We start from the raw sequence: 26,329 nt of genomic DNA, 5'->3' as shown, positions 1-26,329 counted from the left end.
GGGTGAGGGGTTGAGATCTCACCGGCGAGGGCTGAACCCCTCACCCGTCGGCCTGCGGCCGTCGACCTCTCCCCATGGGAGAAGTGAAGATCCCCCGCCTGCCGCAGCGTCCATAGAGACCGCCGGCCCAAAAGCGCTCGCTCGCTTGCGGGAGAGAGGTGGGTAAGGGTCTCGCTTGCCGCCTCGGCGAGCCGGCTACGCCCCCGTGCGGGCAAAGGTCTGCGGCGCCGGGGCGATCATGACCGGGGTGCCGCCGCCGAGCTCGTAGATCGCCAGCTGACGCTGGTTGGTGCCGTCCGGCAGGAAGCGGAAGGCGCCGTCGACGCCGATGAAGCCGTTCGGATTGGCCAGCATGTCGGCGGTGAAGCGCTTGTCGCCATAGCGGGCGGCGAGTCCGGCGGCGAGGCTGGTCGCGTCATAGCCGAGCGAGGCGGTGCGCAGCGGCGGCGCGCCGAAGACACTCTGGTAGCGAACGGCGAAGGCGGCATAGCCGGCGCGGTCGGGCGCCGGATACCAGCCGCCGCGCAGCGTCGGCTCGGCGGCGATGCGCGGATCGTCCCACTGGCCGGAGCCGAGGAACTTGACCTGGCCTGGCCTTATGCCGCGCGCGCTCAGGATCTGCGCCAGGAACGGCGCGGCGTCGCCGGCGTCGGGCATGAACACGGCGTCGACCTGGCCGCTCTGGATCACGGTGGCGAGCGCCTCGGCCTTCTGCTGCATGGCGACGCGATCGAGGCCGTAGCGCTCGATGGCGACGACCCGGGCTCCATTGGCAGTGGCAGCGCGCTGCAGCGCCGCCTCCATCACCGTGCCATAGCCGTTTTCCGGCAGGATGGCCGCGATCGAGCGTTTCCCCTGCGAGGCGGCATAGCCGATGACGCGGTCGGCGTCCGATTGCGGCAGGAAGCTCAGGAGATAGACGTTGCGCGCGGCGACGCTGGTATCGGTCGAAAACGCAACAATCGGGATGCCGGCGGGCCTTGCCACGGAGGCGGCCGCTGCGACGGAGGGCGAGAAGAGCGGACCCATGATGAGCTCCGCTCCCTGCGAGATCGCCTCGGTCGCCGCCTGACGGGCGCCCTCCGGCGTGCCGCGATCATCCTTGATGAGGATCTGCAGATTGGCGCCGCCCTGGAATTCGCGCAGCGCCAGGTCGGCGGCATTCTTCAGGTTGGCGGCGATGACGCCGGCATTGCCGGTGGCCGAGGAGGGCAAAAGCAGCGCCACGCGAACCGTGCCGTTGCCGAGCGTGTCGCCGACGACCGGCTGGCCCCCCGTCGCAGACGGCGTCACGCCGGCTCCGGTGCCGGGTCCGCCGACGGTCGAGGCACAGGCGGCCAACAGGCCGAGCGCGGCGAAACAGGATGCGAACAACCCTGCCCTGCCACCGTCCAGCCGTTCGGAACGGAACCAACCCACACGCCTTCTCCTGTTCAATCGCAAGATGTAACTGTACTGGAAAGCCCATGGTTGTTCAGCGGCAAAGAGCGGCGGTCTCGGTGAATTCAGGTCTGGTGTCACTTCTCCACAACGTCGGCGCGGGCGCGTCATGAGCGGTCCCGGACAGGCGGAAACGCCGGAAGCAGGGCACGGCGAAAGCCGCGCCTTCTATCTGATCGACGGCCAGCGCCTGCGCGCGCCACGGATCGAGCCGGGCCTCTACATCGTCTCGACGCCGATCGGCAATCTGCGGGACATCACGCTGCGCGCGCTCGCGACCCTCGCCGCCGCCGACGTCATCGCCTGCGAGGACACCCGCGTCACCCGCGTGCTGACCCGCCACTACGGCATCGACACCGAGCTATTCGCCTATCACGAGCACAATGCCGACCGGCAGCGCCCGAAGCTGCTGGCGGCACTCGCAAGCGGCAAGGTGGTGGCGCTGGTCAGCGACGCCGGCACGCCGCTGGTCTCCGATCCCGGCTTCCGGCTGGTCGGCGACGTGCTCGCGGCCGGCCATCGCGTCGTGCCGATCCCCGGCGCCTCGGCGCTGCTGACGGCGCTGGTCGCGGCGGCGCTTCCGACCGACACCTTCCTGTTCGCCGGCTTCCTGCCCAACCGCACCGTCGGCCGCAAGAAGCGGCTCGCGGCGCTTGCCGACGTGCCCGGCACGCTGATTTTCTATGAGTCGCCGCATCGAACCGCGGATTCGCTCGCCGACATGGCCGAGACGCTCGGCGGCGACCGCCCGGCCGTGGTGGCGCGCGAACTGACCAAGACTTTTGAAACCGTCCGACGCGGAACGCTCGCTTCCCTCGCCGAGGCCTTCGGCAGCGAGCCGTCGCCGAAGGGCGAGATCGTCATCCTGATCGGCCCGCCGATCGATGCCGAGCCCGATGCCGACGAGGTCGACACGCTGCTGGCGCGGCTGCTGGAAAGCCACCCGCTGAAGGAGGCGGCGTCGCTTGCCGCCACCGCCACCGGCCTGCCGAAGCGCGACCTCTACCAGCGCGCGCTGGAGCTGAAGGCGGAGGCCGCAGAGGCCGAGGATGACGAAGACGGCGCCGACCCGGACGCCGACGACGATGGCGCGGCCTGACCGCCGCGCCTCGGAACGACGCGGCCGTTTCGCCGAAACGGTCGCCGCCCTCTATCTCAACCTCAAGGGCTACCGCACCGTCGCGCGACGCTTCCGCAGCCCGCTGGGCGAGATCGACCTCGTCATGCGGCGTGGCGACCTGCTCGTCTTCGTCGAGGTCAAGGCACGGCGCGAACTGGACACCGCCATTCTGGCGATCACGCCGGCGGCGCGCGACCGCCTCATCCGGGCGGCGCAGAGCTTTATCGGCCGCCATCCCGAGACGGCAGGGCTGGCACTCCGCTTCGACATCGTCGCGATCCTGCCGCGCCGGCTGCCGCACCACATCGTCGACGCTTTTGCCCGGGATCGCTGACGACGGCATTGCCATTCGGCCCCGCCACACGACATAAGAGGCCTATTCCGCATTGGGGGCCTATATGTCGCTTTCCGTCGCCGTCCAGATGGACCACATCGCCAGGATCAACATCCGCGGCGATTCCACCTTCGCCCTGATGCTGGAAGGCCAGCGGCGCGGCCACAAGCTCTACCACTACACGCCCGACCGCCTGTCGCTGAACGACGGCCGCGTCGAGGCGGCGATCGAGGCGGTCACCGTCCGCGACGTGCCGGGCGACCATTTCTCGCTCGGCGAGGCGGAGCGGACCGATCTCTCGACCATGGACGTCGTGTTCCTGCGCCAGGATCCGCCCTTCGACATGGGCTACATCACGACGACGCATCTGCTCGAGCGCATCCATCCGAAGACGCTGGTGGTCAACGACCCAGCCGAGGTGCGCAACGCGCCGGAGAAGATCTTCGTCACCGAATATCCGAAGCTGATGCCGCCGACGCTGATCTCGCGCGACGCCGACGAGATCCGCCGCTTCCGCCAGGAGCATGGCGACATCATCATCAAGCCGCTGTTCGGCAATGGCGGCGCCGGCGTCTTCCGCCTGTCGGAAGGCGACCAGAACCTCGCCTCGCTCTTGGAGATCTTCTCGGCCGCGTATCGCGGCGAGCCCTATGTCGTGCAGCGCTACCTGCCGGCGGTGCGGGCCGGCGACAAGCGCATCATCCTGGTCGACGGCGTCGCCGTCGGCGCCATCAACCGCGTGCCGGCGGATGGCGAGTCGCGCTCCAACATGCATGTCGGCGGCCGGCCGGAGCCGATCGAGCTGACCCGGCGCGACCGCGAGATCTGCGAGGCGATCGGACCGGACCTGAAGAAACGCGGCTTCGTCTTCGTCGGCATCGATGTCATCGGCGACTACCTGACCGAGATCAACGTCACCTCGCCGACCGGCATCCGCGAGGTGAAGCGCTTCGGCGGCGCCGACATCGCCTCGCTGGTCTGGGACGCCGTCGAGAGCAAGCGCTAGGGTTAACGGATTGCTACCAGGATCCGCGCCGGCCGCCGGCGCGGATGTTCACGACCTGTTCTTGTATTCATCCGAAAGTTGACGTAGCGTCATTCCGCAACGGGGATGACGGATATGGTCGCGCATGTCACGACGGTGGCGTTCCAGGGCATCGAGGCGGTGCCGGTCGACGTCCAGATCCAGATCGCGCCGGGCTTTCCCGGCATCGTCATCGTCGGCCTGCCGGACAAGGCCGTGGCAGAAAGCCGTGAACGGGTGCGCGCCGCCCTGCACGCCTCCGGCCTCGCGCTGCCGCCGAAGCGGATCATCGTCAATCTGGCGCCGGCCGACCTGCCGAAGGAAGGCAGCCACTACGATCTGCCGATCGCGCTCGGCCTGATGGCGGCGCTCGGCGTGCTGCCGGGCGACCAGCTGGCCGATTTCGTCGCGCTCGGCGAACTGGCGCTCGACGGCACCATCGCCTCCGTCGCCGGCGTGCTGCCGGCGGCGATCGGCGCCAACGCCATCGGCCGCGGGCTGATCTGCCCTTCCGCCTGCGGCCCGGAAGCGGCATGGGCCGGCGGCGGCATGGAGATCCTGGCCCCGCGCAGCCTGATCGCCATCGCCAACCACTTCAAGGGCACGCAGGTGCTTTCGCGGCCCGAGCCGGCGCTGAAGCGCGACGGCGCGGCGCTCGCCGACCTCGCCGACGTCCGCGGCCAGGAGAGCGCCCGCCGCGCGCTGGAGATCGCCGCCGCCGGCGGCCACAACCTCCTGATGGCCGGGCCGCCCGGGGCCGGCAAATCGATGCTGGCGAGCCGCCTGCCCTCGCTGCTGCCGCCGCTGTCGCCGAAGGAACTGCTTGAGGTGGCGATGATCGCATCCATCGGCGGCGAACTTGCCGGCGGCAAGCTGACCGACCGGCGTCCGTTCCGCGCGCCGCACCATTCGGCCTCGATGGCGGCGATGGTCGGCGGCGGCCTGCGCGCCCGGCCGGGCGAAGCCTCGCTCGCCCATCACGGCGTGCTCTTCCTCGACGAACTGCCCGAATTCACGCCGCAGGTGCTCGATTCGCTGCGCCAGCCGCTGGAGGCCGGCGAGGTGATGATCGCCCGCGCCAACCATCGCGTCCGCTATCCCTCCCGCTTCCAGCTGGTCGCCGCCATGAACCCGTGTCGATGCGGCATGGCAGGCGAGCCCGGCATGAGCTGCAAGCGCGGCCCGCGCTGCGCGGCCGACTATCAGGCGCGGCTGTCCGGCCCCTTCCTCGACCGCATCGACATGCGCATCGACGTGCCGGCGGTGACCGCGAGCGACCTGATCGGCGCGAGGCCTTCGGAGAGCAGCGCCGTCGTCGCCGAACGGGTTGCGGCGGCGCGCGCGCTGCAGGCCGAGCGGTTCGAGGCGCTGGGGATCGACGACATCCGCACCAACGCGCAATGCGGCAGCGCCCTGGTCGAGACGATCGCGACGCCGGACAAGGCCGGGGCGAAGCTGCTTGCCGAGGCCGCCGAGGCGCTGCGCCTTTCGGCGCGGAGCTATCATCGCGTGCTGAAGGTCGCCCGCACCATCGCCGACCTCGACGGCGCCGAGACGGTCGGCCGGCCGCATCTCGCCGAGGCGCTCCGCTACCGCATCGCCGGCGACCGGCTGCTGGCCGCCGCCTGAGCGCGGCCGGAGGCCCGGCCGGCGACTCTGGATCGGCCCGATATTTCGACGGCTTGCCGGCTGGACGCGCCATCGCCGTCAGCGACCGGGCCCGAACGACGGAACCGCGGACGGCCAAGACCGAGAAAGCGCTTCGTCACCGAACTGTCGGAGAACTGTGTTCTTCTCCGCAACGGGGTCAGAAATCCCGGCGGGAAAGCGCTGGGGACCAGCAGGAGAAGGTCAGATGGTCAAGCGCGGCAATGCGGCGACCCAGCAGGTTCTGCGCGTATCGGAAGCGATCATTGCTTTGCCGGCTCTATCGAAGCGGGCAATTGGCGGTATAAGACTCCCGATGCCGAAAGCCCTTCGCCCTGCTGCCATCCTGCCTGAAACGCTCGGTCGAATCGGAGCGCTGGAAGTGCGCCTTGCCGCCACGCCGCGCGAGGTGAAGAAGGCGCAGAAGCTGCGCTACAAGGTCTTTTACGAGGAGATGTCAGCGATCCCCGACGTGCAGGCGCAGCTGTCGCGCCGCGATCGCGACGGTTTCGACAAGATCTGCGACCACCTGCTCGTCATCGACCACGACACCCGCCTCGCTTCAGGCGAGGCGGCGATCGTCGGCACCTACCGCCTGCTGCGCCAGGAAGTGGCGAACCGCCACACCGGCTTCTACACGGCGAACGAATTCGACATCGGGTCGCTGCTGGAGCGGCATAGCGGGCTGAATTTCCTGGAGCTCGGCCGCTCCTGCGTGCTGAAGCCCTACCGCACCAAGCGCACGGTCGAACTGCTCTGGCACGGCATCTGGAGCTATGTCCGCAGCCACGGCATCGACGTGATGGTCGGCTGTGCCTCGCTCGAAGGCACCAATCCCGATGCGCTGTCGCTCCCCCTCTCCTTCCTGCACCACAGCGCCCGCGCCCCGGCCGAATGGACGGTGAGCGCGCTGCCGCACCGCCGCGTGCCGATGGACCGGATGGCAGAAGACGCGATCGACATGAAGGCGGCGCTGAAGACGCTGCCGCCGCTGATCAAGGGCTATCTGCGCCTCGGCGCCTATATCGGCGACGGCGCCGTGGTCGACCGCCAGTTCGGCACGACGGACGTGCTGATCGTGCTGCCGGTATCGGCGATCAGCGAGCGCTATGTGAACCACTACGGCGTCGACGCCACCCGCTACGCCGCCTGAAGGCCGGCAACCGCGGCTCCGGATGCGGGCCTAGCGGGGCGGAAAGGCGCGGCCGGGACGCGACCGGTAGGTCGGCAGCGTCCAGCCGAAGGTCAGTGCGCCTGCCCGCACCGCGAAGGCCGAAAGCGCACCCAGCACGGAAGCGGTCCAGAACGGCACGTCGAGCAGGATGGCGAGCACGAACAGGGTCGCGCCCACCACCGTCGCTGTCACATAGATTTCCCGGCGCAGGATCACCGACGGCTCGCCGGCGACGATATCGCGGATGATGCCGCCGAAGGTCGCGGTGACGACGCCCATCACCACCGCGCCGAAGGGGCTGGCGCCCGCGTCGAGCGCCCGCGCCGCGCCCATGACGCAATAGCCGGAAATGCCGATCGCGTCGGCCCAAAGCAGCAGGCGGTAGCGATATTCGACGAAGGGCGCGACAAAGTAGACGAAAACGGCGGTCGCGACGCAGAGCACGACCGGGGCGGGCTGGGTGATCCAGAACACCGGCGTCGCGCCGAGGATGACGTCCCGCAGCGTACCGCCGCCGACGCCGGTGATCGACGCCAGAAAGGCGAAGCCGACGATGTCGAGCTGCTTGCGAGACGCCGCGAGCGCCCCGGTCAGGGCAAAGACGAAAACCCCGATGAGATCGAGGCTGTAGAGCACGGGAGCATCCACAGCCTCGTCCGCCTCAGACGGAGTTGGGCGAGGAATCGCCGGCTTCGGTCTTCGCTTCCCTCGGCTTCGGCGCGCCCTTGGCAACGCCGACCATGGCCGGGCGCAGGACGCGGTCGCCAATCACGTAGCCGGACTGGACAACCTGCATGACGGTGCCGGCCGGCTGCTCGATGGTCGGGACCTCGAAGACGGCCTGGTGCAGATGCGGATCGAACTTCTGGCCGAGCGGCTCGAGCTTGCGGACGCCGTGGCGCTCCAGCGAATTGACGAGATCGCGCTCGGTCATCTCGACGCCGTCGATCAGCGCGGTCAGCGCCTCGTTGCCGCCGCGCGCCTCATCCGGAACCGCCTCGATGGCGCGGGCGAGGTTGTCGCCGGCGGTCAGCATGTCGCGAGCAAAGGCGGCGATGGCGTACTGGCGCGCATCCGCGACCTCGCGCTCGGTGCGGCGGCGCAGGTTTTCCATCTCGGCGATGGTGCGCAGGACGCGATCCTTCAACTCGGTCGCTTCAGCCTCGAGCGTCGCGATGCGAGCCGCCGCGGCGTCGCCATCCGCAGCCGTCGCGGCCGCGTCGGCGGCTGCTTCGGTGGAGGAGACGGGCTGGGTATCGTCAGACATGGCGAACTCTCTTTTGATCAGAACCAAAGGTTAGGCCCGATATCATGAGTTTGGGGCAGAAAATCAAGCTCTGCGCCCCTCCGCCGCGCCGCGATATGGGGCGGAAACGGACGGAAGGACGCTAGAGAACGATCACGCCGTGATGCAGCGCCTCGGCCTCGGGCTCGATGTGGATCAGGACTTCCGAGCCCTCGATCGCCTTGTTCAGCGCCGCCTCGATGCGATCGCAGATGACATGGCCGGCGGCGACCGTCATCGATCCCGGCACGACGAGATGGAACTCGATGAAGATGGCGCGACCGGCATTGCGGGTGCGGAGGTCGTGCACCTCGATCGCGCCAGTCGCCTCGGTCGAAATGATCGAGCGGATCTCGCTTTCCACCTCGCCCGAGACGGCATGATCCATCAGCCCGCCGACGGAATCGCGAATGACGCGCCAACCCGACCACAGGATGTTGACGGCGACGATGACGGCGAGCAGCGGATCGAGCACCACCCAGCCCGTGAGCGCCACCAGCACGAGGCCGATGAAGACGCCGACCGAGCTGATGACGTCGCTGGTCAGGTGCCAGGCCTCGGCGATGAAGGCAGGCGAGCGGCGGCGGCGGCCGAAACGGAACAGATACATCGCCCAGGCGCCGTTGATCGCCGTGGCGACCAGATTGATCGTCAGGCCGATACCGGCGTTTTCGAGCGCCCGCTTCTCCTCATAGGAGATCCAGGCCTCGCGCAGGATGAGCAGCGCCGCCACGACGATCAGCACGCCTTCCAGCACGGCGGAGAAATACTCCGCCTTGTGGTGGCCGAACTGGTGGTCGCTGTCGGCCGGCTTGTGGCTCAGCCGGATCGCCCAGAACGCCGCCACCGCGGTGGCGAGATTGACGATGCTCTCCAGCGCGTCCGAATAGAGCGCGACGCTGCCGGTCTTCCAGTAGGCCGCATATTTCAGCGCCATCACGACCAGCGCGATGACGATCGAGGAGAGCGCGACAAGCGTTATCCTGTCGTTCCATTTCGGCATGATCGTCCTCGGTGTGTCGGCGGTTTCGGCGCATTAACACCGCCGGCAGGAGGCTTCAACGGCTATCTTCGCAACTGCGAACGAGTGGCAATCAGAGCTGCCGGAAACCCAGCAAATGCCTCAAAGACGACGCAGCGCGACCCGCTCGATCAGGTGGCTTTCCCCTTTGCTGAGGATAAGGTCGGCGCGCGGGCGGGTCGGCAGGATGTTCTCGTAGAGATTGACCCGGTTGATGCGAGACCAGAGCCGGTCGGCGATCGCCAGCGCCTCGGCGTCCGACACCATCGCATAGCGGTGGAAGTAGGAGTTCGGGTCCTGGAACGCGGTTTCGCGCAGGCGCTGGAAACGCTCGACATACCAGCGCCGGATGTCGGCCTCCTCGGCGTCGATATAGATCGAGAAATCGAAGAAGTCGGAGACGAAGGGCACCGCCGTGCCGTCGCGCGGCAGGCGCGGCGCCTGCAGGACGTTGATGCCTTCGACAATCAGGATGTCCGGCCGGTCGATGGTGATCCGCTCGCTCGGCACGATGTCGTAGACGAGATGCGAATAGACGGGCGCGGAGACGCTGCCGAGCCCGGCCTTGATGTCGGACAGGAAGGAGAGCAGCGCCGGCAGGTCGTAGCTCTCCGGGAAGCCCTTGCGCTCCATCAGCCCTTCGCGCTCGAGCACGGCATTGGGATAGAGGAAGCCGTCCGTGGTGATCAGGTCGACCTTCGGCGTGTTGGTCCAGCGCGCGAGAAGCGCCTTCAGCACGCGCGCGGCGGTCGACTTGCCGACCGCGACGGAGCCGCCGATGCCGATGATGAACGGCGTCTTGCCCTCATTGGCGCCGAGGAAGGTGCGGGTGGCGTTGTAGAGCCCCTGCGTCGCGGCGACATAGAGGCTGAGCAGGCGCGACAGCGGCAGGTAGATCGTCACGACCTCGTCGATCGAGATCGGATCGTTCAGACTGCGCAGGCGGAAAAGATCCGCCTCGGTCAGCGTCAGCGGCATGTCGGCCCGGAGGCTCGCCCATTCCTGACGGCCGAAGGTGCGATGCGGTGCGTGCTCGATCCGCGCGGACTTGTCCATGTTCTTCTCCCCGACCGCGAACTACTCCGCCGGCCGCGACGCCTTTTCCTGCAGTCCGGTCTGCCGGGTGCGGCCCTCGAGCTCCTGCATCACCGCGTCAAGCGGCAGATCGGACGCCTCGAGCATCACCAGCAGATGGTAGAGCACATCGGCCGCTTCCGCCGTCAGCTCGGCCTTGTTGCCCTCGGTCGCGGCGATGACGGCCTCGACCGCCTCCTCGCCGAACTTCTTGGCGCAGCGCGACGGGCCCTTGGCCACCAGCTTGGCGGTGTAGGAGCCGGGATCGCCCGAATGGGCGCGGTTCCGGATGATGGCCGCGAGGTCGGAAAGCGTGAAATCGGACATGCCCTGCCCTCCTCAGCCGTCGAGCCGGACGGGAATGCCGGCCGCCGCCATGTGTGTCTTCACCTCGCCGATGGTGAACTGGCCGAAATGGAACACCGAAGCCGCCAGCACCGCGCTGGCATGGCCTTCGACGACGCCATCGACGAAATGATCGAGCGCGCCGACGCCGCCCGAGGCGATCACCGGGATCGGCACCGCATCGGCGATGGCGCGGGTGAGCGCGAGGTCGAAGCCGTCGCGCGTGCCGTCGCGGTCCATCGAGGTCAGGAGGATCTCGCCGGCACCCAGCGCCGCGACCTCGATCGCATATTCGATCGCGTCGATGCCGGTCGCCTTGCGGCCGCCATGGGTGAAGATCTCCCAGCGGTCGTGGTGGTCGCCGCTCATGCCGCGCCGCTTCGTCTGCTTGGCGTCGATGGCGACGACGATCGCCTGGGCGCCGAACTTCTCCGCCGCGCGAGCGACGATCATGCGGTCCGTCACGGCGGCCGAGTTGATCGCTACCTTGTCGGCGCCGGCCAGCATCAGCGCGCGGATATCCTCCACCGCCCGGACGCCGCCGCCCACCGTCACCGGCATGAAGCAGGCTTCGGCGGTACGCGCCACGACATCGAGGATGGTGCCGCGGTTCTCGTGCGTCGCGGTGATGTCGAGGAAGCAGAGCTCGTCGGCGCCGGCGGCGTCATAGGCCTTGGCGGCCTCGACCGGGTCGCCGGCGTCGATCAGGTCGACGAACTGCACGCCCTTGACGACGCGGCCGTCATGCACGTCCAGGCAGGGAATGATGCGGGTCTTGAGCATCAGGCGGTCTCCCGCGCTTCGCGGATCAGCTTCAGCGCCTCGGCCGGGTCGAGCCGGCCGTCATAGAGCGCGCGGCCGGAGATCGCGCCCTCGAGGATGGCGCAATCCGGCTGCAGCAGGCGCTTGACGTCGTCGAGCGAGGCAAGGCCGCCTGAGGCGATGACAGGGATCTCAACCGCGCGGGCCAGCGCCAGAGTCGATTCGATGTTGAGGCCCTTCAGCACGCCGTCGCGATCGATGTCCGTGAAGACGATCGCCGCGACGCCGGCATCCTCGAACCGGCGCGCCAGCTCGATGGTGGTAAGCTCCGAGGTCTCGGCCCAGCCCTCTACCGCGACCTTGCCGCCGCGCGCGTCGATGCCGACGGCGACCTGACCCGGATAGGCCTTGCAGGCCTCGCGGACGAGGTCGGGATCGCGTACGGCGATGGTGCCGAGGATCACGCGGGCGATGCCCTTGTCGAGCCAGGCCTCGACGCCGCCGCGGTCGCGGATGCCGCCGCCGAGCTGGACCGGCATCTTCACGCGCTTCAGGATCGCCTCGACGGCGGCGCCATTGACCGGCTGGCCGGCGAAGGCGCCGTTCAGGTCGACGACGTGGAGGTATTCAAAGCCCTGGCTCTCGAATTCATGCGCCTGGGCGGCGGGGTCGGTGTTGAACACCGTCGCCTGCTCCATGTCGCCGAGCTTCAGGCGAACACAGGCGCCGTCCTTCAAATCGATGGCGGGAAAGAGGATCATCAGGGCTTCCACTTCAGGAAGTTGGCGAGAAGGGCGAGACCGAGCTTCTGGCTCTTCTCGGGATGGAACTGCGTGCCGGCGACGTTGCCGGTGGTGACGATCGCCGTGACCGGGCCGCCATAGTCGGCGGTGGCGATGACGTCGCCCGGCTGCTCGGCAAAGAGCTGATAGCCGTGCAGGAAATAAGCGTGCCAGCCATCGTCGCCGAGCGCGATGCCGTCGAGCAGCGGATGCGAGCCGGACGCGTTCAGCGTGTTCCAGCCCATATGCGGGATCTTCAGGCGCGGATCGTTCGGCTCGATACGCCGGACCTCGCCCTGGATGCGGCCGAGGCCCCTGGTGACGCCGTATTCGATGCCGCGCGTCGCCAGCAGCTGCATGCCGACGCAGATGCCGAGGAACGGCCGGCCGCGCGCGTCGATCGCCTCGTTGATCGCCTCGATCATGCCGTCGACGCTGTCGAGATTGGTGCGGCAATCGGCGAAGGCGCCGTCGCCGGGCAGCACGATGTGATCGGCCCTGGCGACGACGTCAGGGTCGGCGGTGACGACGACAGGCGCCGTCGAGCCGTTGCGCGCAGCGGCGAGCTCCAGCGCCTTGGCGGCCGAGCGGAGATTGCCGGCGCCGTAGTCAATGATCGCAATGGTCATCGGGTTGTCCCCGGGGTCGGAAAGAGGCCAACGATGTCGGCCGAGAAATGGGGTTGCGCGAGCGGAGCGGCAGCCGGTCCGGAAGGGCCCGGCGTCGCGTCGTCGGCACGGACGAAGAAACGGATCTCCGCCTCTTCGAGCGAACGGCCATCGGCGATGCCCTGCTCCCTGAAGCGGCGGCGCGCCAGCGTCCAGCGCCGGAGCGTGTTGCCCTCGAAGCCGAGATAGAGCGCGCCGAGCAGCCCGAGCGCCGCCGCCGTCGGGGCGCCGAGCGTGCGGCCCACCCATTCGACGCCGACGGCGAACAGGGCATAGAAGCAGAGCACCAGCCACAGGCGCCGATAGAGCATCCAGATCACCGGGATCAGGAAAGCCGCCCAGCAGAAACCGTCCCTGACGAAGACCATGCGCTCGGCCTCGCGCATCCCGCCGGTCGCGGAAACGGGCGGTGCGTGCACGGTGTAGGTCGTCATGACGCTCCCTCAGTCGCCTAGCTTGCCCTTGGTCGACGGCACGCGGTCGGCCTGGCGCGGGTCGATCGACGCCGCCACCCGAAGCGTACGCGCCACCGCCTTGAAGCAGGTCTCGGCGATATGGTGGTTGTTGTCACCATAGAGGTTTTCGATATGCAGCGTGATGCCGGCGTTCTGGGCGAAGGCCTGGAAGAATTCCTTGAACAGCTCGGTGTCGAAATCGCCGACCTTGGGCCTCGTGAACTCGACCTTCCAGACCAGATAGGGCCGGCCGGAAACGTCGATGGCGCAGCGGGTCAGCGCCTCGTCCATGGCGAGGTGGGTATCGGCGTAGCGGGTGATGCCGCGCATCTCGCCCAGCGCCTTCCTGAGCGCCTGGCCGATGGCGATGCCGACGTCCTCGACGGTGTGATGCTGGTCGATATGCAGATCGCCCTTGCAGCGAATGGTAAGGTCCATCAGGCCATGGCGAGCCAGTTGATCGAGCATATGGTCGAAGAAGCCGACGCCGGTTGCGATGTCGGCGCGGCCGGTGCCGTCGAGATCCAGCGTCACCGCGATCTCGGTTTCCTTCGTCTTGCGCTCGATCGTGGCGCTACGCATATCTGCTTTCCTTCTCGGTCCCTGCTCGGTCCAGCGATCTGGGCGCATTTCGCTCAGGACAGCCGGCTTTTATCAGGCGTTTCCCCATAGCGCCATAAGGTTGAGCAAGCCTTTGCATCGACCGAGGAGGCGCCTACATAAGACGCTCTAGCCAACAGGGATCGCCGCGGGGCCTGATGGGACCAAGGCGATCCGCCACGAAAGCAGATCATGACACATCCCCAGAATGACAGCCCCTATGCGGCGTGGCACGGGACGACCATCATTACCGTCCGCAAGGGCGACAAGGTCGTCATCGCCGGCGACGGCCAGGTTTCGCTCGGCCAGACGGTGATCAAGCACACCGCCCGCAAGGTGCGCCCGCTCGGCAAGGGCGGAGTCATCGCCGGCTTCGCCGGCTCGACCGCCGACGCCTTCACCCTTTTCGAGCGCCTCGAGGCCAAGCTCGAGCAATATCCCGGACAACTGACCCGCGCCTGCGTCGAACTCGCCAAGGACTGGCGAACGGACCGCTATCTGCGCCATCTCGAGGCGATGATGCTCGTCGCCGACAAGTCCACCAGCCTGGTGCTGACCGGCAATGGCGACGTGCTGGAGCCGGAAGGCGGCGTGATGGGCATCGGCTCCGGTGGCAACTACGCCCTCGCCGCCGCCCGCGCCCTGATGGACAGCGATTTGACCGCCGAACAGATCGCCCGCAAGGCGATGGCGATCGCCGCCGACATCTGCGTCTACACCAACACCAGTGTCACGCTCGAGCAGCTCGACGCGGCCTAGGGAAACTCCATGACCAATTTCTCTCCCCGCGAGATCGTCTCCGAACTCGACCGCTACATCATCGGCCAGAACGACGCCAAGCGCGCCGTCGCCATCGCGCTCCGCAACCGCTGGCGCCGCCAGCAGCTCGAAGGCACGATGCGCGAAGAGGTGCTGCCGAAGAACATCCTGATGATCGGGCCGACCGGCGTCGGCAAGACCGAGATCTCGCGCCGCCTCGCCAAGCTCGCCGGCGCGCCCTTCCTCAAGGTCGAGGCGACCAAGTTCACCGAGGTCGGCTATGTCGGCCGCGACGTCGAGCAGATCGTGCGCGATCTCGTCGAGATCGGCATCGGCCTGACGCGCGAGAAGAAGCGCAAGGACGTCGAGGCCAAGGCCCATCTTTCGGCCGAGGAGCGCGTGCTGAACGCGCTGGTCGGCGAGGCCGCCAGCCCCGCCACCCGCGAGAGCTTCCGCAAGAAGCTGCGCGCCAACGAGCTCGATGACAAGGAAATCGAGATCCAGGTGCGGGACCAGTCAGGCGGCATGCCGCAATTCGACGTTCCCGGCATGCCGGGCGCCTCGATCGGCGTGATGAACATCGGCGACATGCTCGGCAAGGCCTTTGGCGGCAAGACCAAGACGCGCCGCGTCACCGTGCGCGACAGCTACAAGGTGCTGATCGACGAGGAATCCGACAAGCTGCTCGACGACGACCAGCTGACTTCAGAGGCGATCGCCGTCGTCGAGAATGACGGCATCGTCTTCCTCGACGAGATCGACAAGATCTGCGCCCGCGAAGGCCGGTCGGGCGATGTCTCCCGTGAAGGCGTGCAGCGCGACCTGCTGCCCCTGATCGAGGGGACAACGGTTGCCACCAAGTACGGGCCGGTGAAGACGGATCACATCCTGTTCATCGCCTCGGGCGCATTCCACATCGCCAAGCCGTCGGACCTGCTGCCGGAACTGCAGGGTCGACTGCCGATCCGCGTCGAGCTCAACGCGCTGACACAGTCCGACTTCCGCCAGATCCTGACGGAGCCGGAATCGAGCCTGATCAAGCAGTATATCGCTCTGATGCAGACGGAAGGCGTCAACCTCGTCATCACCGAGGATGCAATCGACGCAATCGCCCGCATCGCGGTCGAGGTTAACGCGTCGGTCGAGAACATCGGTGCCCGTCGCCTGCAGACGGTGATGGAGCGGATCCTCGACGAGATCAGCTTCGCCGCGCCGGATCGCTCCGGCGAGACGGTGACGATCGACGCCGCCTATATCGAGGCGCATATCGGCGATCTCTCGCGCAACATCGACCTGTCGCGCTACATCCTCTGACGAGAACTGCCGCCCCCGCGCCAGCCGCGCGGGGGCGGCAGCCGACGCGGCGTTATCCGGGCCAGTGTGGCAGGTAAGCCGTATTCGCGGCCGGATTTCCGATGCTATAAGCCGGGATCGGCCGATCCGTCCCGGGTGCGGTCATGTTGACCGACCGACGGAATTTCCATGCGTCTCCTGCGCAGTGCCCTGCTCGCCTCCCTGATCCTTGCGACCACCCTGCCCGCTTTCGCCGTCGTCGCGGTGCCACCCGGCAACCGCTCGAAGCAGCAGCCGACGATCGACATGAGTTCGATCAAGCGCGCCGGCGAGACCAAGGAAAGCTTCGAGGCGAAGTACCGCCGCATCTATTCGCTGCTGCAGCGCGACAAGGGCCTGATGCGCTCGATCAAGCGCGCCGCCGCCACCTATGGCGTCGATCCCGTCCACCTGGTGGGCGCCATCGTTGGCGAGCACACCTACAATGTCGGCGGTCTCGACAGCGCCCAGGCCTATTACGTCAAGGCCCTCGCCTATCTCGGAACCAAGGACCTCTCCTTCGGCTACCAGGGCGAATCCGTCGCCGACTTCGTCGCGCGGCCACAGTTTTCCGAATGCGACGGCCTTTCCAGCGCCTATGACCTGTGGACCTGCCGAGAAGACGTCTGGGACAAGGAATTCCGCGGCAAGAAGGTCGATGGCAAGTCGTTCCCGCGCGACCGCTTCTCGAAGGTGTTCTTCCAGCCGCTCTTTGCCGGCCAGACCTTCGGCCTCGGCCAGATCAATCCGCTGACCGCCCTCACCGTCACCGATATCGTCCACCGGAAGAGCGGCCTGCCGCTGCTCAACGCCGAACAGGCGCCGCAGCTCTACCAGGCGATCATGGATCCCAACATGTCGCTGGACTACATGGCGGCGATCATCCGCCTGTCGATCGATGTCTATCGCGACACGGCCGGGGTCGACATCTCCAACAATCCCGGCATCACCTCGACGCTTTACAATGTCGGTGACGTCAAGGTCCGCGCCCGGGCGCTCGCGGCCGATCGCAAGCGCAACAAGAACGCCTTGCCGCAGGAAAACTACTATGGCTGGCTGGTGAACGACCGCATCGACGAGCTGCGCAAGTTGCTCTGAAGAGCCTTTGCTTCGGCTCAGGCGCCGTCGACATGATCGCGCGCCGCAGCGTCGCGAACCGCTTTCTTCAGATCCCGCAAGGACTTGGCGCTGAGGCCACGGATTGTCGATGCCAGCAGGTGGGCGAGCTCGGTCGCGGCCGGGTCGAGGCCGGCCGTATCGACGACGACGCGCGGATGCGACGTCTCTGCCAGGCGCTGCAACTCCTCGGCCTCGTCCCAGATCACGTTGAAATAGGCGATGATGCGCTGGACCATGAACCAGCTCGGACTGCCGCGCCGGCCATGCTCGAGCGCCGACAGGTAGGAGCTCGACACCTGCAGCCCCTCGGCCATCGTCTTCAGCGACAGCCCGCGCTCGTCGCGCATGGCGCGCAGCTTTCGTCCGAACGGCGTCACACGTCGCCTGCCTTGTGCGCCGTCCGCTTCTTGCGGATGCGCACATAGAGAGCGCCGCCGCCGCCATGGCTGCGATGCGCCTCCTCGAAACCGATAACGATGTTGCGCAGGCCGGGCTCCGCCAGCCATTGCGGCACGCGCCGCCGGAGCACGCCACGCTCATTCATGCCGAACGGGTCATCGCCGCCGACCTTGCCCTTGCCGGTGATGACGATCACCAGCTTGGAGCCGCGCGATTGCGCGTCGATCAGAAAACCACGCAGGCGATCATGCGCGTCGAGCTGGGTCAGGCCATGCAGATCGATGCGGCCATCGATCTCGATCGTGCCGCGCGCGACGCGGGTCAGCGTCCGGCGCTCGATCGGATGCAGGGGCGGCGGAGGCGGCGGCACCGCCTTGCCGATCTTGCCGGCCTTGGCGGGCATCGCCGTTCCCTTCGCCGTCGCGGCTGCGACCGGCGGCATTTCGGCCGGCGGTTCCGGCGGCTCGACCATCGCATCCTCCGGCCGGAGCGGCGCCACGGTGCGGGCGACGGTCGCCCAGAGCGTGCGCTCCTCGCCGGACAGATTGCGCTTGCGACGCGTCATGGATCGCTCCGCGGCGCCAGCACGACGAAATCGCCGGCGGCCTGCATGCGTCCCGCGATCCGGCCGGCCTCGTCGCCGGAACCGAAGAAGATGTCGCCCCGCGCCGGGCCGAGAATGGCGGACCCGGTATCCTGCGCCATCATCAACCGCCGATACGTGACGCCGCCCTCGGCTGCCGGCAGGCGCGTGTCGATCCAGATCGGCGCATGGAAGGTGTGCAGCGTGCGATCGACGGCGAGGCTGCGGCCGGCCGTCAGCGGCACCTTGGCGGCGGCGATCGGGCCGAGCTCGGGATCGATCACCGGCGCCTCGCGGAAAAAGATGTAGGAGCGGTTCTGCCAGATCACCTCGGAGGCCTGGTCGGGATGCTCGGCGAGCCAGGCGCGGATCGTCTGCATGCTGACGCCGCCCTTCGGCAGTTCCTGCCGGTCGAGCAGGACCTTGCCGACCGAGGTATAGGCATGACCGGATTTGGCAGCATAAGTCACGCGTAGCAACGCGCCGTCCGGCATGCGCAGGCGGGCCGCGCCCTGGATATGGATGAAGAGCGCGTCGACGCGGTCGGCGACATAGGCGAGCTCCAGGCCACGACCGTCGAGCGCGCCGCGCTCGATCTCGCCGCGGTCGAAGAAGGGCTCGAACCCGGCCGTCGTCCTGCGGGCAAAGCGCATGCCGGGCTCGAGGCCCGGCGGCGGCGCCTGCTCGTCGACCTCGACCAGCTCCGCCGGCGGCCCCAGCAGCGGCACGCGAAACGTCTCGTCGGGATGCCGCGAGGCGGCGACTTCCGGCTCGTAGAAGCCGGTGAAGAAACCATTGCCGGCGGCCGACGCCACCCGCATCGGCTGGAAATGGGTCTCGAAGAAGGTCCGGGCCTCGCCGGCGACAATCTCCGCCGGCATGGCGGCGGCGATCCGGGCGATCCGGGCGAGGGCGGTACCGTCGATGCCGAGGCTGCGGGTCTTCGGCTCGTTGGCGGCGGCGTAGACGGCGCTCAGGCGATAGGCGCGCCACGCCGCGGCATGGTCATCATCCTGCCAACCCTCGATCGCGCCGAACGGCAAAGGCACAAGCCGGGCGTTTCCTTCCGTGGACACGAGCGAGGTTCCCGGTCATTCAACGGTTTCGGTGGCGACGAGCAGCCAGTTGGGATCGCGCGAGCCGACGTCGCGCGCAAAGGTCCAGATGTCGGTGACATCGGCGATGTGCACGGGATCGCCGTCGACGACCTCGCCGGCCTTGTCGCGGGTCGCCGAGATCAGCTTCGACACGAACTTGACCGAAACCTGCGCCGTGCCGCCCTTGAGCGCCGCATCGACCATCTCGACCTTCTCGAAGCCGACGAAATTGAACTCGACCGTCTCGCCGCGCGACTCGCGATCTCCGATGGCGCTGACGAAGCCGTCATAGACCTCGCGGCCGAGCAGCGGCTTCAGCGTCTTCTGGTCGCCGCGGGCGAACGAGGTGACGATCATCTCGTAGGCGGTGCGGGCGCCGTCGATAAACTGCTGCGGATCGAAATTGCGATCGGCCGCCATGATCTGGCCGAGCGCCGTCGCGAGCGGGGTGCCGGCGGGCGCGATGGCGGCGATGCGCTGGTCGTCGGCCGTCGCCCCGGCGGGCGCGGGGGCGACGTCGTCATTGGCGCGACGGGGCAGGGGGATGACCTTGTCGTCGGCGCTGGCGTCCGGTTCGCTCGCCTTGCGGCGGGTGAACGGATCAAAGGGCGGGCGCTCATTGCCGGTCCGCTGGCCAAGCACGCCACGCAGCTTGAAGAAGATCACCACCGCGAGGACGAGGAAGATCAGCGTGTAGATATCGACGAAGCCGTTCATGCCGAAGGCATCCTGTCCTATTCCGGGGGCGTCCATGAAGCCGATTGCGCGATCGGCCGGCACGGACCCAATGTGGTAATCGTTGGGCGTCGATCCAAGTCCGTCAAGACCACAAAGGCCGACCGGGCGGGAATGCCGGGGTCCGGCCCTCTGCGCGTCTTCGACGAGCTCGGCACAGCCGCTTGTATCACCGAGACGGAAGTGTTAGCGAGCCCACTTGTTGAGATCGGGCCATTCGGCCGGATTGTTCCAGGGGAGCCGCCTTCAATGGCCGATGATAACGAAAATGGCGCGGGCCAGCTCGCCCAGCCCAACCTTTCGATCCTGCTGCAATATGTGAAGGACCAGTCCTTCGAGAACCCGGCCGCGCCGCGCTCGCTCGGCCCGCGCCGCACGGCGCCGCAGATCAACATCGGCATCAATGTCGGCGCCACGCCGCTGGACGGCGACGACTACGAGATCGAACTGCGCCTCGAAGGCCGCGCCACCGACGGTGACCAGGCGCTGTTCGTCGCCGAGCTGGTCTATGCCGGCGTGTTCCGCGTCTCGAACGTGCCGCAGGAAAACCTGGCCCCGATCCTGATGATCGAGTGCCCGCGCCTGCTGTTCCCGTTCGCGCGCCAGATCCTCGCCGACATGACCCGCAATGGCGGCTTCCCGCCGCTGCTGGTCGACCCGGTCGACTTCACCCAGCTCTACCGCCAGCGCCTGATGGAAATGGCCGCCGCCCAGCAGGGTTCGCGTCCGAGCTGATCGAACTTCGATCACCCGAGATGAAAAAGCTCCCGAGCCGGCGGTTCGGGAGCTTTTTTGTTGCCTGCCCGGAAAGCCCGGGTCAGCCCGGCTCGACTTCCTCGGGCATATAGGTCTTCCACAAGGCGCTGTCGCCCATCTTGGCGATGAAGGCGCGATGCGCCGCCTGCTCTTCCGCCGTGACGCGAAAAGCGCGCGGCACGGCCCGCTGCTGCGGCGCGGCCACGACCGCCAGGCCGCCATCGACGGTCACCTCGGCGACGGCTTCCGGCACCAGGACCAGGTCCGGCTGGCGGCCGCCGATCAGCTCCAGATAGACGTCGGCCAGAAGCACGGAGTCGATCAGGCCGCCGTGGACGGTGCGCGAGCTGGTATCGATGCCATAGCGCGAGCAGAGCGCGTCCAGCGTGTTCGCCGCCTTCGGATGCTTGCGCCGCGCCAGCGCCAGCGTGTCGATGACGCGCTCGGGCGGAATCGGTGGCTTGCCGAGCCGGGCGAATTCGGCGTTCAGGAAGCTGATATCGAAATTGGCGTTGTGGGCGATCAGCGTCGCGCCGTCGATGAAGGAGAGGAATTCGTCGACGACGGCGCCGAACAGCGGCTTGTCGGCGAGGAACTCGTCCGACAGGCCGTGCACGCGGAACGCCTCTTCCGGCATGGAGCGTTCCGGATTGATGTAGACGTGATAGTCACGACCGGTCGGCAGGTGGTTGAACAGTTCGACGGCGCCGATTTCGACGAGCCGGTCGCCCTTCAGCGGCTCCAGGCCCGTCGTTTCGGTATCGAAGACGATTTCGCGCAAGGCTCAGCTCCGGTTCGTTCCAGTCATCATGGCATGTCGGCGGGCGGATTGGATCCGCTTGCCGCCCGCGCCGCCAGCGCGCGAACGATATCGGCCACGCAACGGGCCGAAGCCGCCTTGCTGCCGCCGGTATCGACAATGAAATGCGCCCGCCGCCGCTTCTCGGCGTCCGGCATCTGGCGCGCGAGAATGGCGGCCAGCCGCTCGGCCGTCATGCCCGGCCGCTGCAGCACCCGCTCGGCCTGGATATCGGCCGGCGCGCTCGCGACCACCACGACGTCGACCCGGCCCTCGGCGCCGGTCTCCAGCAGCAGCGGCACGTCGACGACGAACAGGGACCGCCCCTCGGCGCGGGCCGCCGCCATCCGCTCCTGTTCGACCGCCTGTACCATCGGATGAACGATCGCCTCGAGATCGGGCAGGGCGGCGGGATCGTCGGCCAGGATGGCCGACAGCTTGCCGCGATCGACCGCGCCGTCGGTGATCGCATCGGGGAACCGCTCCGCAACGCGCGGCACGGCAGCGCCGCGATAGAGCGCGTGCACGACGGCATCGGCGTCATGCAGCACGGCGCCATGGGCGGCGAACAGGCGGGCCGTCGTCGACTTGCCCATGCCGATCGAGCCTGTGACGCCGATGACGATCACGCCGCCACACCCGTTTCCGTCACGCCCATGTCGGCGAGGATCAGGCGCCGGAGTTCCGGTGTCACCACCGGGCGGCGGCCGAACCAGCGCTCGAAGCCCGGCACCGCCTGGTGCAGCAACATGCCGAGGCCGTCGACCGTCTTCAGGCCGCGCGATCGCGCCACCTTCAGGAGCGGCGTCTCGAGCGGGATATAGACGATATCGGTGACGAGAAGATCGTCGCGCGCCGCGGCGAGATCGATCACCAGCGGCGGCTGGCCTTCCATCCCGAGCGAGGTAGTGTTGACCAGAAGCGAGGCCTGCGGCAGCAGGGCAGGGAGATCCTCCCAACCGGCCGGGTGGATATCGCTGCCGAAACGCTCGGCCAGCGCCCCGGCGCGGTCGCGCGTGCGGTTGATGACATGGATCGGCGCGAAGCCGCGCGCCTGCAGGGCCCAGATCACCGCCCGGGCGGCGCCGCCGGCGCCGAGCACGATCGCCGCGCCCGGATTGGCGTCGAAGCCCGGCGCCCCATGATCGAGATTGGCGATAAAGCCTTCCGCATCGGTATTGGAGCCCATCAGGCGCCCGTCTTCCAGCCAGACCGTGTTGACGGCGCCGAGCGCGGTCGCCACCGCATCGGCGTGATCGACGGCGGCGAAGGCCACCTCCTTGTGCGGGACCGTGACGTTGCAGCCGACAAACGGGCCCGTGGCGAACCCGGCGAAGAAGGCAGCCGCCTGCTCTGGCTCGACCGGATGGCGCACATAGTCGCCGGCTAGTCCCAGTTCGGACAGCCAATGGCGATGGATGATCGGCGAACGCGAATGCTTGACCGGCCAGCCAATCACGCAGGCGGTTGGAACGGCGGCGGTCGGAGAAGCGGAAATCGTCATGTCGCCTCGTCAGGAAGGAAGCACGCCACGCTGGCGCAAAATGTCGAGCAGCGGCAGCAGCGGCAGACCGAGAATGCTGAAATAGTCGCCATCGATGGCGGAGAACAACTGGATTCCGACGCCTTCGAGCAGATAGGCGCCGACCGACCATAGCGCCGTCTCGCCGGCTTCATCCAGATAGCGATCAATCGCGGCGTCGGTAAGCGGGCGCATGGTGAGGCTCGCCGTGCTGACATGCTCCCAGACGATGGCGCCTTCGCTCGCCAGCGCGACCGCCGTGCGCAACCGGTGGGTCCGGCCGGCGAGCCGCGCGATCTGCCGGAATGCATCGGTACGATCCGCCGGCTTCACGAAACGTTCGCCCTCGAGATCGAGCACCTGATCGGCGCCGAGCACGACCGCGCCGGGCGACGCGGCGAGCGCCAGCGATTTGGCCCGGGCAAGCGCCTGCGCGATCTCGGTCGGGCTGGCGCCGGCCGCCAGCAGCGGCATTTCCAGCGCGCGCTCGTCGACGCCGGGCGACCGCGCCTCGAAAGCGATGCCGGCATTGCGGAGGAGGGCGATGCGGGTCGAACTGGTCGATGCGAGGATAAGCGTCATCGTCAGTCCCCCACCGGGCCGAGGCCATCCTTCGCCGCGCCCTTGTTGCGCAGCGCCAGGATGGCGGCGGCGGTTTCCTCGATCGAGCGGCGTGTCACGTCGATCACCGGCCAGCCCTTGCGGGCGCAGATCTTGCGCGTCGAGGCGATCTCGTTGGCGACCGCGGCGCGATCGACATAGGGATCGTCGTCGCCGAAGCCCGAATTGGTGAGCAGGCGGTTCTCGCGCATCTGCACGATGCGGTCCGGCGTCGCCACCAGGCCGACGATCAGCGGCCGGGTCGCCGCCTCCAGTTCCGCCGGCAGGCCGATCCCCGGCACGATCGGGATATTGGCGGTGCGCACGCCGCGATTGGCGAGATAAATGCTGGTCGGCGTCTTCGATGTCCGGCTGACGCCGATGATGACGATCTCGGCAAGGTCGAGATCCTCCGGCAGCTGACCGTCGTCATGCATCATCGTGAAAGTCAGCGCCTCGATCCGGCGGAAATAGTCGCCATCGAGCGAATGCTGCGCGCCGACCCGCCCCTGGATCGAGGCGCCGAGATAGGACTGAAACACCTGCAGAACCGGATCGAGCACGGAGAAGCAGGGAACGCCGATGTCCCGGCAGCCCTGTTCGAGCATCGACGCCATAGACCGATCCACCAGGGTGAACAGGACGATGCCCGGCTCCTGACCGATTTCAGAGACGAGGCGCTCGATCTGCTTCGGCGCACGCACCATGGAATGCATGTGCTCGATCACCTCGACACCGGGATATTGGGCCGAGGCGGCGCGGCCGACCGTCAGCAGGGTCTCGCCCGTGGCGTCGGAAATCAGGTGGAGGTGCAGGTGGCGAAGCTCGTTTTTCACACTGTCATCCCCAGGGCTGTGGACAGGAACGGGAGAACTCGGCGGCCGGACGGTCAGAGCCCGACTTGTCCCCGATGGCCGGAAAATGATCAACAGCCGCTGAGGCTGGGGAAAGAGATTCACAGCTGTCGAGGCAAATGGGGATTAGGGATTTGTTAACCAATTCCTTGCGTGGATATTAACAGTCCGATTCAGGCACCCGGATTTGCGGTCGCGATCGGATAATCCGGTGCTGACTCAAGGAGATGATCCGAAACGACCCGAGCGGTTCCCGGATTGGATTCACAGGCCGTGGAAAACACGTCCGGGTTGCGCGGTCGTCTCGGTCGCATTGTGGACAGCCGTGAATGCCGGTAATCCACCGTCAAAGAAAAGAAGAAACTACAGATAGATCTCTTTCTTTGGTGATGGTGGTGCAGAACGACCCGACGGCTTTGATGACGAAGGCGCGCCTTTTGCGCGTGCTCGATGGCGAAGCGATCGCCCAGCCGCCGATGTGGCTGATGCGACAGGCCGGCCGCTATCTGCCGGAATACCGGGCGCTGCGCGCACAGGCCGGATCGTTCCTCGATCTCTGCTACACGCCGGAACTGGCGACCGAGGTGACGCTCCAGCCGATCCGCCGCTTCGGCTTCGATGCGGCGATCCTGTTTTCCGATATCCTCGTCATCCCGCATGCGCTCGGCCGTGACGTCCGTTTCGTCGAAGGCGAGGGACCGCGGCTCGATCCGATCGAGCGCGCGGATATCGACCGGCTCACGACCGATGCCGTCCTCGAGCGGCTGGCGCCCGTGCTGGAGACCGTCGGCGCGGTTCGCCGCGAATTGGCTCCGGACAAGGCGCTGATCGGCTTCTGCGGCGCGCCCTGGACGGTTGCCACCTACATGATCGCCGGCAAGGGGACACCGGACCAGGCACCATCGCGCCTGCTCGCCGCACGCGACCCCGAGGCGCTGGACCGGCTGATCGACAAGCTCGTGCAGGCCTCGATCGTCTATCTGGTGGCGCAATTGCGCGCCGGCGCCGACGCCGTGCAGGTTTTTGACAGCTGGTCGCGCGTGCTGTCGCCGGCGGCTTTCGAGCGCTGGTCGGCCGGACCGATCGCCCGGATCGTCGCCGGCGTTCGCGCCGAGGTTGCCGGCGCCCGCTTCATCGGTTTTCCGAAGGGAGCCGACCGCGGCCTGGCCGATTTCGTCGAGACGACGAAGGTCAACGCCGTCGGCGTCGACTGGACGGTGCCGCTTGCCACCGTTCGCCGGGAGATCGACGGACGCGCCGCCATCCAGGGCAATCTCGACCCGATGGTGCTGGTGGCCGGTGGCGCGCAGCTGGACGAAGCGGTCGACGAAATTCTCGAGGCGATGCGCGGGGCCAGGCTGATCTTCAATCTTGGTCACGGAATTGTGCCGCAGACGCCGATCGAGCATGTCGAGCGGCTGGTCGAGCGCGTCCGCCGCTAGGCGCGGCGGCGGGCTCCGATATTGCCGTGGCCGCGTTTTCCGCGCGCCGGCCGGTATCCATTTCGTTCGAGAACGCGCTTAGGGCAGGGGAAACAGATGGCCTATTACGACTGGATCAAGGCGCTGCACGTGATCTCGGTGATCGCCTGGATGGCGGGCATCTTCTATCTGCCGCGCCTGTTCGTCTATCACACCGGCGCCGCGATCGGATCCGACAAGTCCGAGACGTTCAAGGTGATGGAAGCCAAGCTGCTCAGGATGATCATGAATCCGGCGATGATCCTGACCTGGATCACGGGACTGACGATCGTTCGCCTCGGCGGCTGGGAGCAGCAGCCCTGGTTCATGGCGAAGTTCGTGCTTGTCATCGCCATGTCGGCTTTCCATATGTGGCTTGCGTCGTGCCGCAAGGCGTTCGCGGCGGACCGCAACACCCGTTCGGAGCGGGCCTACCGTCTGGCGAACGAGATTCCGACCGTCCTGATGGTGCTGATCGTCATCCTGGTCGTGGTCAAGCCGTTCTAGATTTCTGCGAAATTGCGACGTTTCTGACGCTTGCCGTGGAACCGGCGAGCGATTATGGTGCGCCATCTTGTCGAAG

Annotated in this window: 31 protein-coding genes; 11 read left to right on the top strand and 20 right to left on the bottom strand. The window is 67.5% G+C overall.

Annotated elements, in window-relative coordinates:
• Nucleotides 1-195: 195 nt before the first annotated feature.
• Nucleotides 196-1,419: a penicillin-binding protein activator gene (locus WFK98_RS18290; protein WP_336801242.1), complete on the bottom strand. Its 1,224-nt coding sequence runs from the start codon at nt 1,417-1,419 to the stop codon at nt 196-198.
• 130 nt (nt 1,420-1,549) lie between these two features.
• Between WFK98_RS18290 and rsmI the strand changes: the two genes are divergently transcribed.
• The 5 genes from rsmI to WFK98_RS18265 all read left to right on the top strand — a co-directional run bounded on the left by rsmI (nt 1,550) and on the right by WFK98_RS18265 (nt 6,718).
• Entirely contained in the window at nt 1,550-2,539 is a 990-nt protein-coding gene (rsmI, locus tag WFK98_RS18285) for a 16S rRNA (cytidine(1402)-2'-O)-methyltransferase (RefSeq protein ID WP_336801241.1), read from the top strand.
• A complete protein-coding gene (locus WFK98_RS18280) occupies nt 2,490-2,894 on the top strand; it encodes a YraN family protein (RefSeq protein ID WP_336801240.1) in 405 nt (134 codons plus the stop codon). Before rsmI ends, WFK98_RS18280 begins: the two co-directional genes overlap by 50 nt.
• A 64-nt stretch (nt 2,895-2,958) precedes the next feature.
• Nucleotides 2,959-3,900, top strand: coding sequence for a glutathione synthase (gene gshB / locus WFK98_RS18275; RefSeq protein WP_266336634.1), 942 nt, complete (start codon nt 2,959-2,961; stop codon nt 3,898-3,900).
• Between the two features lie 114 nt (nt 3,901-4,014).
• Nucleotides 4,015-5,547 carry a YifB family Mg chelatase-like AAA ATPase gene (locus tag WFK98_RS18270; protein WP_336801565.1) on the top strand — a complete coding sequence of 511 codons (1,533 nt, stop codon included), beginning with the start codon at nt 4,015-4,017 and terminating at the stop codon, nt 5,545-5,547.
• Between the two features lie 334 nt (nt 5,548-5,881).
• Nucleotides 5,882-6,718 carry a GNAT family N-acetyltransferase gene (locus tag WFK98_RS18265; RefSeq protein WP_266336632.1) on the top strand — a complete coding sequence of 279 codons (837 nt, stop codon included), beginning with the start codon at nt 5,882-5,884 and terminating at the stop codon, nt 6,716-6,718.
• Between the two features lie 30 nt (nt 6,719-6,748).
• Here WFK98_RS18265 and WFK98_RS18260 read toward each other — a convergent pair whose 3' ends face one another.
• The 10 genes from WFK98_RS18260 to hisB all read right to left on the bottom strand — a co-directional run bounded on the left by WFK98_RS18260 (nt 6,749) and on the right by hisB (nt 13,713).
• On the bottom strand, nt 6,749-7,387 hold the full coding sequence (locus WFK98_RS18260) for a trimeric intracellular cation channel family protein (RefSeq protein ID WP_336801239.1): 639 nt from the start codon (nt 7,385-7,387) through the stop codon (nt 6,749-6,751).
• 13 nt (nt 7,388-7,400) lie between these two features.
• Complete coding sequence (gene grpE, locus WFK98_RS18255; RefSeq protein ID WP_336801238.1) at nt 7,401-8,006, bottom strand: nucleotide exchange factor GrpE; 606 nt, start codon at nt 8,004-8,006, stop codon at nt 7,401-7,403.
• 121 nt (nt 8,007-8,127) lie between these two features.
• Nucleotides 8,128-9,027: a cation diffusion facilitator family transporter gene (locus tag WFK98_RS18250; protein ID WP_266336629.1), complete on the bottom strand. Its 900-nt coding sequence runs from the start codon at nt 9,025-9,027 to the stop codon at nt 8,128-8,130.
• Between the two features lie 120 nt (nt 9,028-9,147).
• Nucleotides 9,148-10,101, bottom strand: coding sequence for a type I pantothenate kinase (coaA, locus tag WFK98_RS18245; RefSeq protein WP_336801237.1), 954 nt, complete (start codon nt 10,099-10,101; stop codon nt 9,148-9,150).
• A 21-nt stretch (nt 10,102-10,122) separates the two neighbouring features.
• Nucleotides 10,123-10,446, bottom strand: coding sequence for a phosphoribosyl-ATP diphosphatase (locus WFK98_RS18240; RefSeq protein WP_336801236.1), 324 nt, complete (start codon nt 10,444-10,446; stop codon nt 10,123-10,125).
• A gap of 12 nt (nt 10,447-10,458) precedes the next feature.
• The gene (gene hisF, locus WFK98_RS18235; protein ID WP_266336626.1) at nt 10,459-11,247 is read right to left on the bottom strand and encodes an imidazole glycerol phosphate synthase subunit HisF; all 789 of its coding nucleotides are present in this window, start codon (nt 11,245-11,247) and stop codon (nt 10,459-10,461) included.
• Complete coding sequence (gene hisA, locus WFK98_RS18230) at nt 11,247-11,987, bottom strand: 1-(5-phosphoribosyl)-5-[(5-phosphoribosylamino)methylideneamino]imidazole-4-carboxamide isomerase (protein ID WP_336801235.1); 741 nt, start codon at nt 11,985-11,987, stop codon at nt 11,247-11,249. Before hisA ends, hisF begins: the two co-directional genes overlap by 1 nt.
• On the bottom strand, nt 11,987-12,637 hold the full coding sequence (hisH, locus tag WFK98_RS18225; RefSeq protein WP_336801234.1) for an imidazole glycerol phosphate synthase subunit HisH: 651 nt from the start codon (nt 12,635-12,637) through the stop codon (nt 11,987-11,989). The genes hisA and hisH overlap by 1 nt, the downstream gene beginning before the upstream one ends.
• Complete coding sequence (locus tag WFK98_RS18220) at nt 12,634-13,110, bottom strand: DUF2628 domain-containing protein (RefSeq protein ID WP_336801233.1); 477 nt, start codon at nt 13,108-13,110, stop codon at nt 12,634-12,636. Before WFK98_RS18220 ends, hisH begins: the two co-directional genes overlap by 4 nt.
• A gap of 9 nt (nt 13,111-13,119) precedes the next feature.
• Nucleotides 13,120-13,713: an imidazoleglycerol-phosphate dehydratase HisB gene (gene hisB, locus WFK98_RS18215; RefSeq protein WP_336801232.1), complete on the bottom strand. Its 594-nt coding sequence runs from the start codon at nt 13,711-13,713 to the stop codon at nt 13,120-13,122.
• Nucleotides 13,714-13,923: 210 nt separating this feature from the next.
• Between hisB and hslV the strand changes: the two genes are divergently transcribed.
• The 3 genes from hslV to WFK98_RS18200 all read left to right on the top strand — a co-directional run bounded on the left by hslV (nt 13,924) and on the right by WFK98_RS18200 (nt 16,920).
• Nucleotides 13,924-14,490: an ATP-dependent protease subunit HslV gene (gene hslV / locus WFK98_RS18210; protein ID WP_336801231.1), complete on the top strand. Its 567-nt coding sequence runs from the start codon at nt 13,924-13,926 to the stop codon at nt 14,488-14,490.
• Nucleotides 14,491-14,499: 9 nt separating this feature from the next.
• Nucleotides 14,500-15,804 carry an ATP-dependent protease ATPase subunit HslU gene (gene hslU / locus WFK98_RS18205; protein ID WP_336801230.1) on the top strand — a complete coding sequence of 435 codons (1,305 nt, stop codon included), beginning with the start codon at nt 14,500-14,502 and terminating at the stop codon, nt 15,802-15,804.
• A 168-nt stretch (nt 15,805-15,972) separates the two neighbouring features.
• Nucleotides 15,973-16,920, top strand: coding sequence for a DUF1402 family protein (locus WFK98_RS18200; protein ID WP_336801229.1), 948 nt, complete (start codon nt 15,973-15,975; stop codon nt 16,918-16,920).
• 17 nt (nt 16,921-16,937) lie between these two features.
• Here WFK98_RS18200 and WFK98_RS18195 read toward each other — a convergent pair whose 3' ends face one another.
• The 4 genes from WFK98_RS18195 to WFK98_RS18180 are packed head-to-tail and all read right to left on the bottom strand — an operon-like array spanning nt 16,938 to nt 19,737.
• Nucleotides 16,938-17,318: a helix-turn-helix domain-containing protein gene (locus tag WFK98_RS18195; protein WP_336801228.1), complete on the bottom strand. Its 381-nt coding sequence runs from the start codon at nt 17,316-17,318 to the stop codon at nt 16,938-16,940.
• Complete coding sequence (locus WFK98_RS18190; protein WP_336801227.1) at nt 17,315-17,905, bottom strand: Smr/MutS family protein; 591 nt, start codon at nt 17,903-17,905, stop codon at nt 17,315-17,317. The genes WFK98_RS18195 and WFK98_RS18190 overlap by 4 nt, the downstream gene beginning before the upstream one ends.
• The gene (mltA, locus tag WFK98_RS18185; RefSeq protein WP_336801226.1) at nt 17,902-18,999 is read right to left on the bottom strand and encodes a murein transglycosylase A; all 1,098 of its coding nucleotides are present in this window, start codon (nt 18,997-18,999) and stop codon (nt 17,902-17,904) included. The genes WFK98_RS18190 and mltA overlap by 4 nt, the downstream gene beginning before the upstream one ends.
• 15 nt (nt 19,000-19,014) lie before the next feature.
• On the bottom strand, nt 19,015-19,737 hold the full coding sequence (locus tag WFK98_RS18180; RefSeq protein ID WP_336801225.1) for a Tim44/TimA family putative adaptor protein: 723 nt from the start codon (nt 19,735-19,737) through the stop codon (nt 19,015-19,017).
• Between the two features lie 267 nt (nt 19,738-20,004).
• On the opposite strand from WFK98_RS18180, the gene secB reads away from it, so the two are divergent.
• A complete protein-coding gene (secB, locus tag WFK98_RS18175; RefSeq protein ID WP_266336614.1) occupies nt 20,005-20,490 on the top strand; it encodes a protein-export chaperone SecB in 486 nt (161 codons plus the stop codon).
• An 82-nt stretch (nt 20,491-20,572) separates the two neighbouring features.
• On the opposite strand, the gene dnaQ is transcribed toward secB, so the two are convergent.
• Genes dnaQ through WFK98_RS18150 form a run of 5 tightly spaced genes read right to left on the bottom strand, consistent with a single transcriptional unit; the run spans nt 20,573 to nt 24,268 of the window.
• Nucleotides 20,573-21,292 (bottom strand): DNA polymerase III subunit epsilon, encoded by a 720-nt coding sequence (dnaQ, locus tag WFK98_RS18170; RefSeq protein WP_336801224.1) that lies wholly within the window; start codon nt 21,290-21,292, stop codon nt 20,573-20,575.
• Nucleotides 21,293-21,318: 26 nt separating this feature from the next.
• On the bottom strand, nt 21,319-21,939 hold the full coding sequence (coaE, locus tag WFK98_RS18165; protein WP_336801223.1) for a dephospho-CoA kinase: 621 nt from the start codon (nt 21,937-21,939) through the stop codon (nt 21,319-21,321).
• Entirely contained in the window at nt 21,936-22,814 is an 879-nt protein-coding gene (locus WFK98_RS18160) for a shikimate dehydrogenase (protein WP_336801222.1), read from the bottom strand. Before WFK98_RS18160 ends, coaE begins: the two co-directional genes overlap by 4 nt.
• Nucleotides 22,815-22,823: 9 nt before the next feature.
• Nucleotides 22,824-23,420: a Maf family protein gene (locus WFK98_RS18155; protein ID WP_336801564.1), complete on the bottom strand. Its 597-nt coding sequence runs from the start codon at nt 23,418-23,420 to the stop codon at nt 22,824-22,826.
• A complete protein-coding gene (locus WFK98_RS18150) occupies nt 23,417-24,268 on the bottom strand; it encodes a pyruvate, water dikinase regulatory protein (RefSeq protein ID WP_336801221.1) in 852 nt (283 codons plus the stop codon). Before WFK98_RS18150 ends, WFK98_RS18155 begins: the two co-directional genes overlap by 4 nt.
• 437 nt (nt 24,269-24,705) lie before the next feature.
• Between WFK98_RS18150 and hemE the strand changes: the two genes are divergently transcribed.
• On the top strand, nt 24,706-25,728 hold the full coding sequence (hemE, locus tag WFK98_RS18145; protein WP_336801220.1) for a uroporphyrinogen decarboxylase: 1,023 nt from the start codon (nt 24,706-24,708) through the stop codon (nt 25,726-25,728).
• A gap of 96 nt (nt 25,729-25,824) precedes the next feature.
• Nucleotides 25,825-26,253 (top strand): protoporphyrinogen oxidase HemJ, encoded by a 429-nt coding sequence (gene hemJ, locus WFK98_RS18140; protein WP_266336608.1) that lies wholly within the window; start codon nt 25,825-25,827, stop codon nt 26,251-26,253.
• The last annotated feature ends 76 nt before the right edge of the window (nt 26,254-26,329 follow it).

The organism is Kaistia sp. MMO-174 (assembly GCF_037147815.1).
In the GTDB taxonomy this organism is placed as follows: Bacteria; Pseudomonadota; Alphaproteobacteria; order Rhizobiales; family Kaistiaceae; genus Kaistia; species Kaistia nematophila.
The sequence above is the reverse complement of the archived record's forward strand: the minus strand, read 5'-3'. Positions and strand labels throughout refer to the sequence as shown.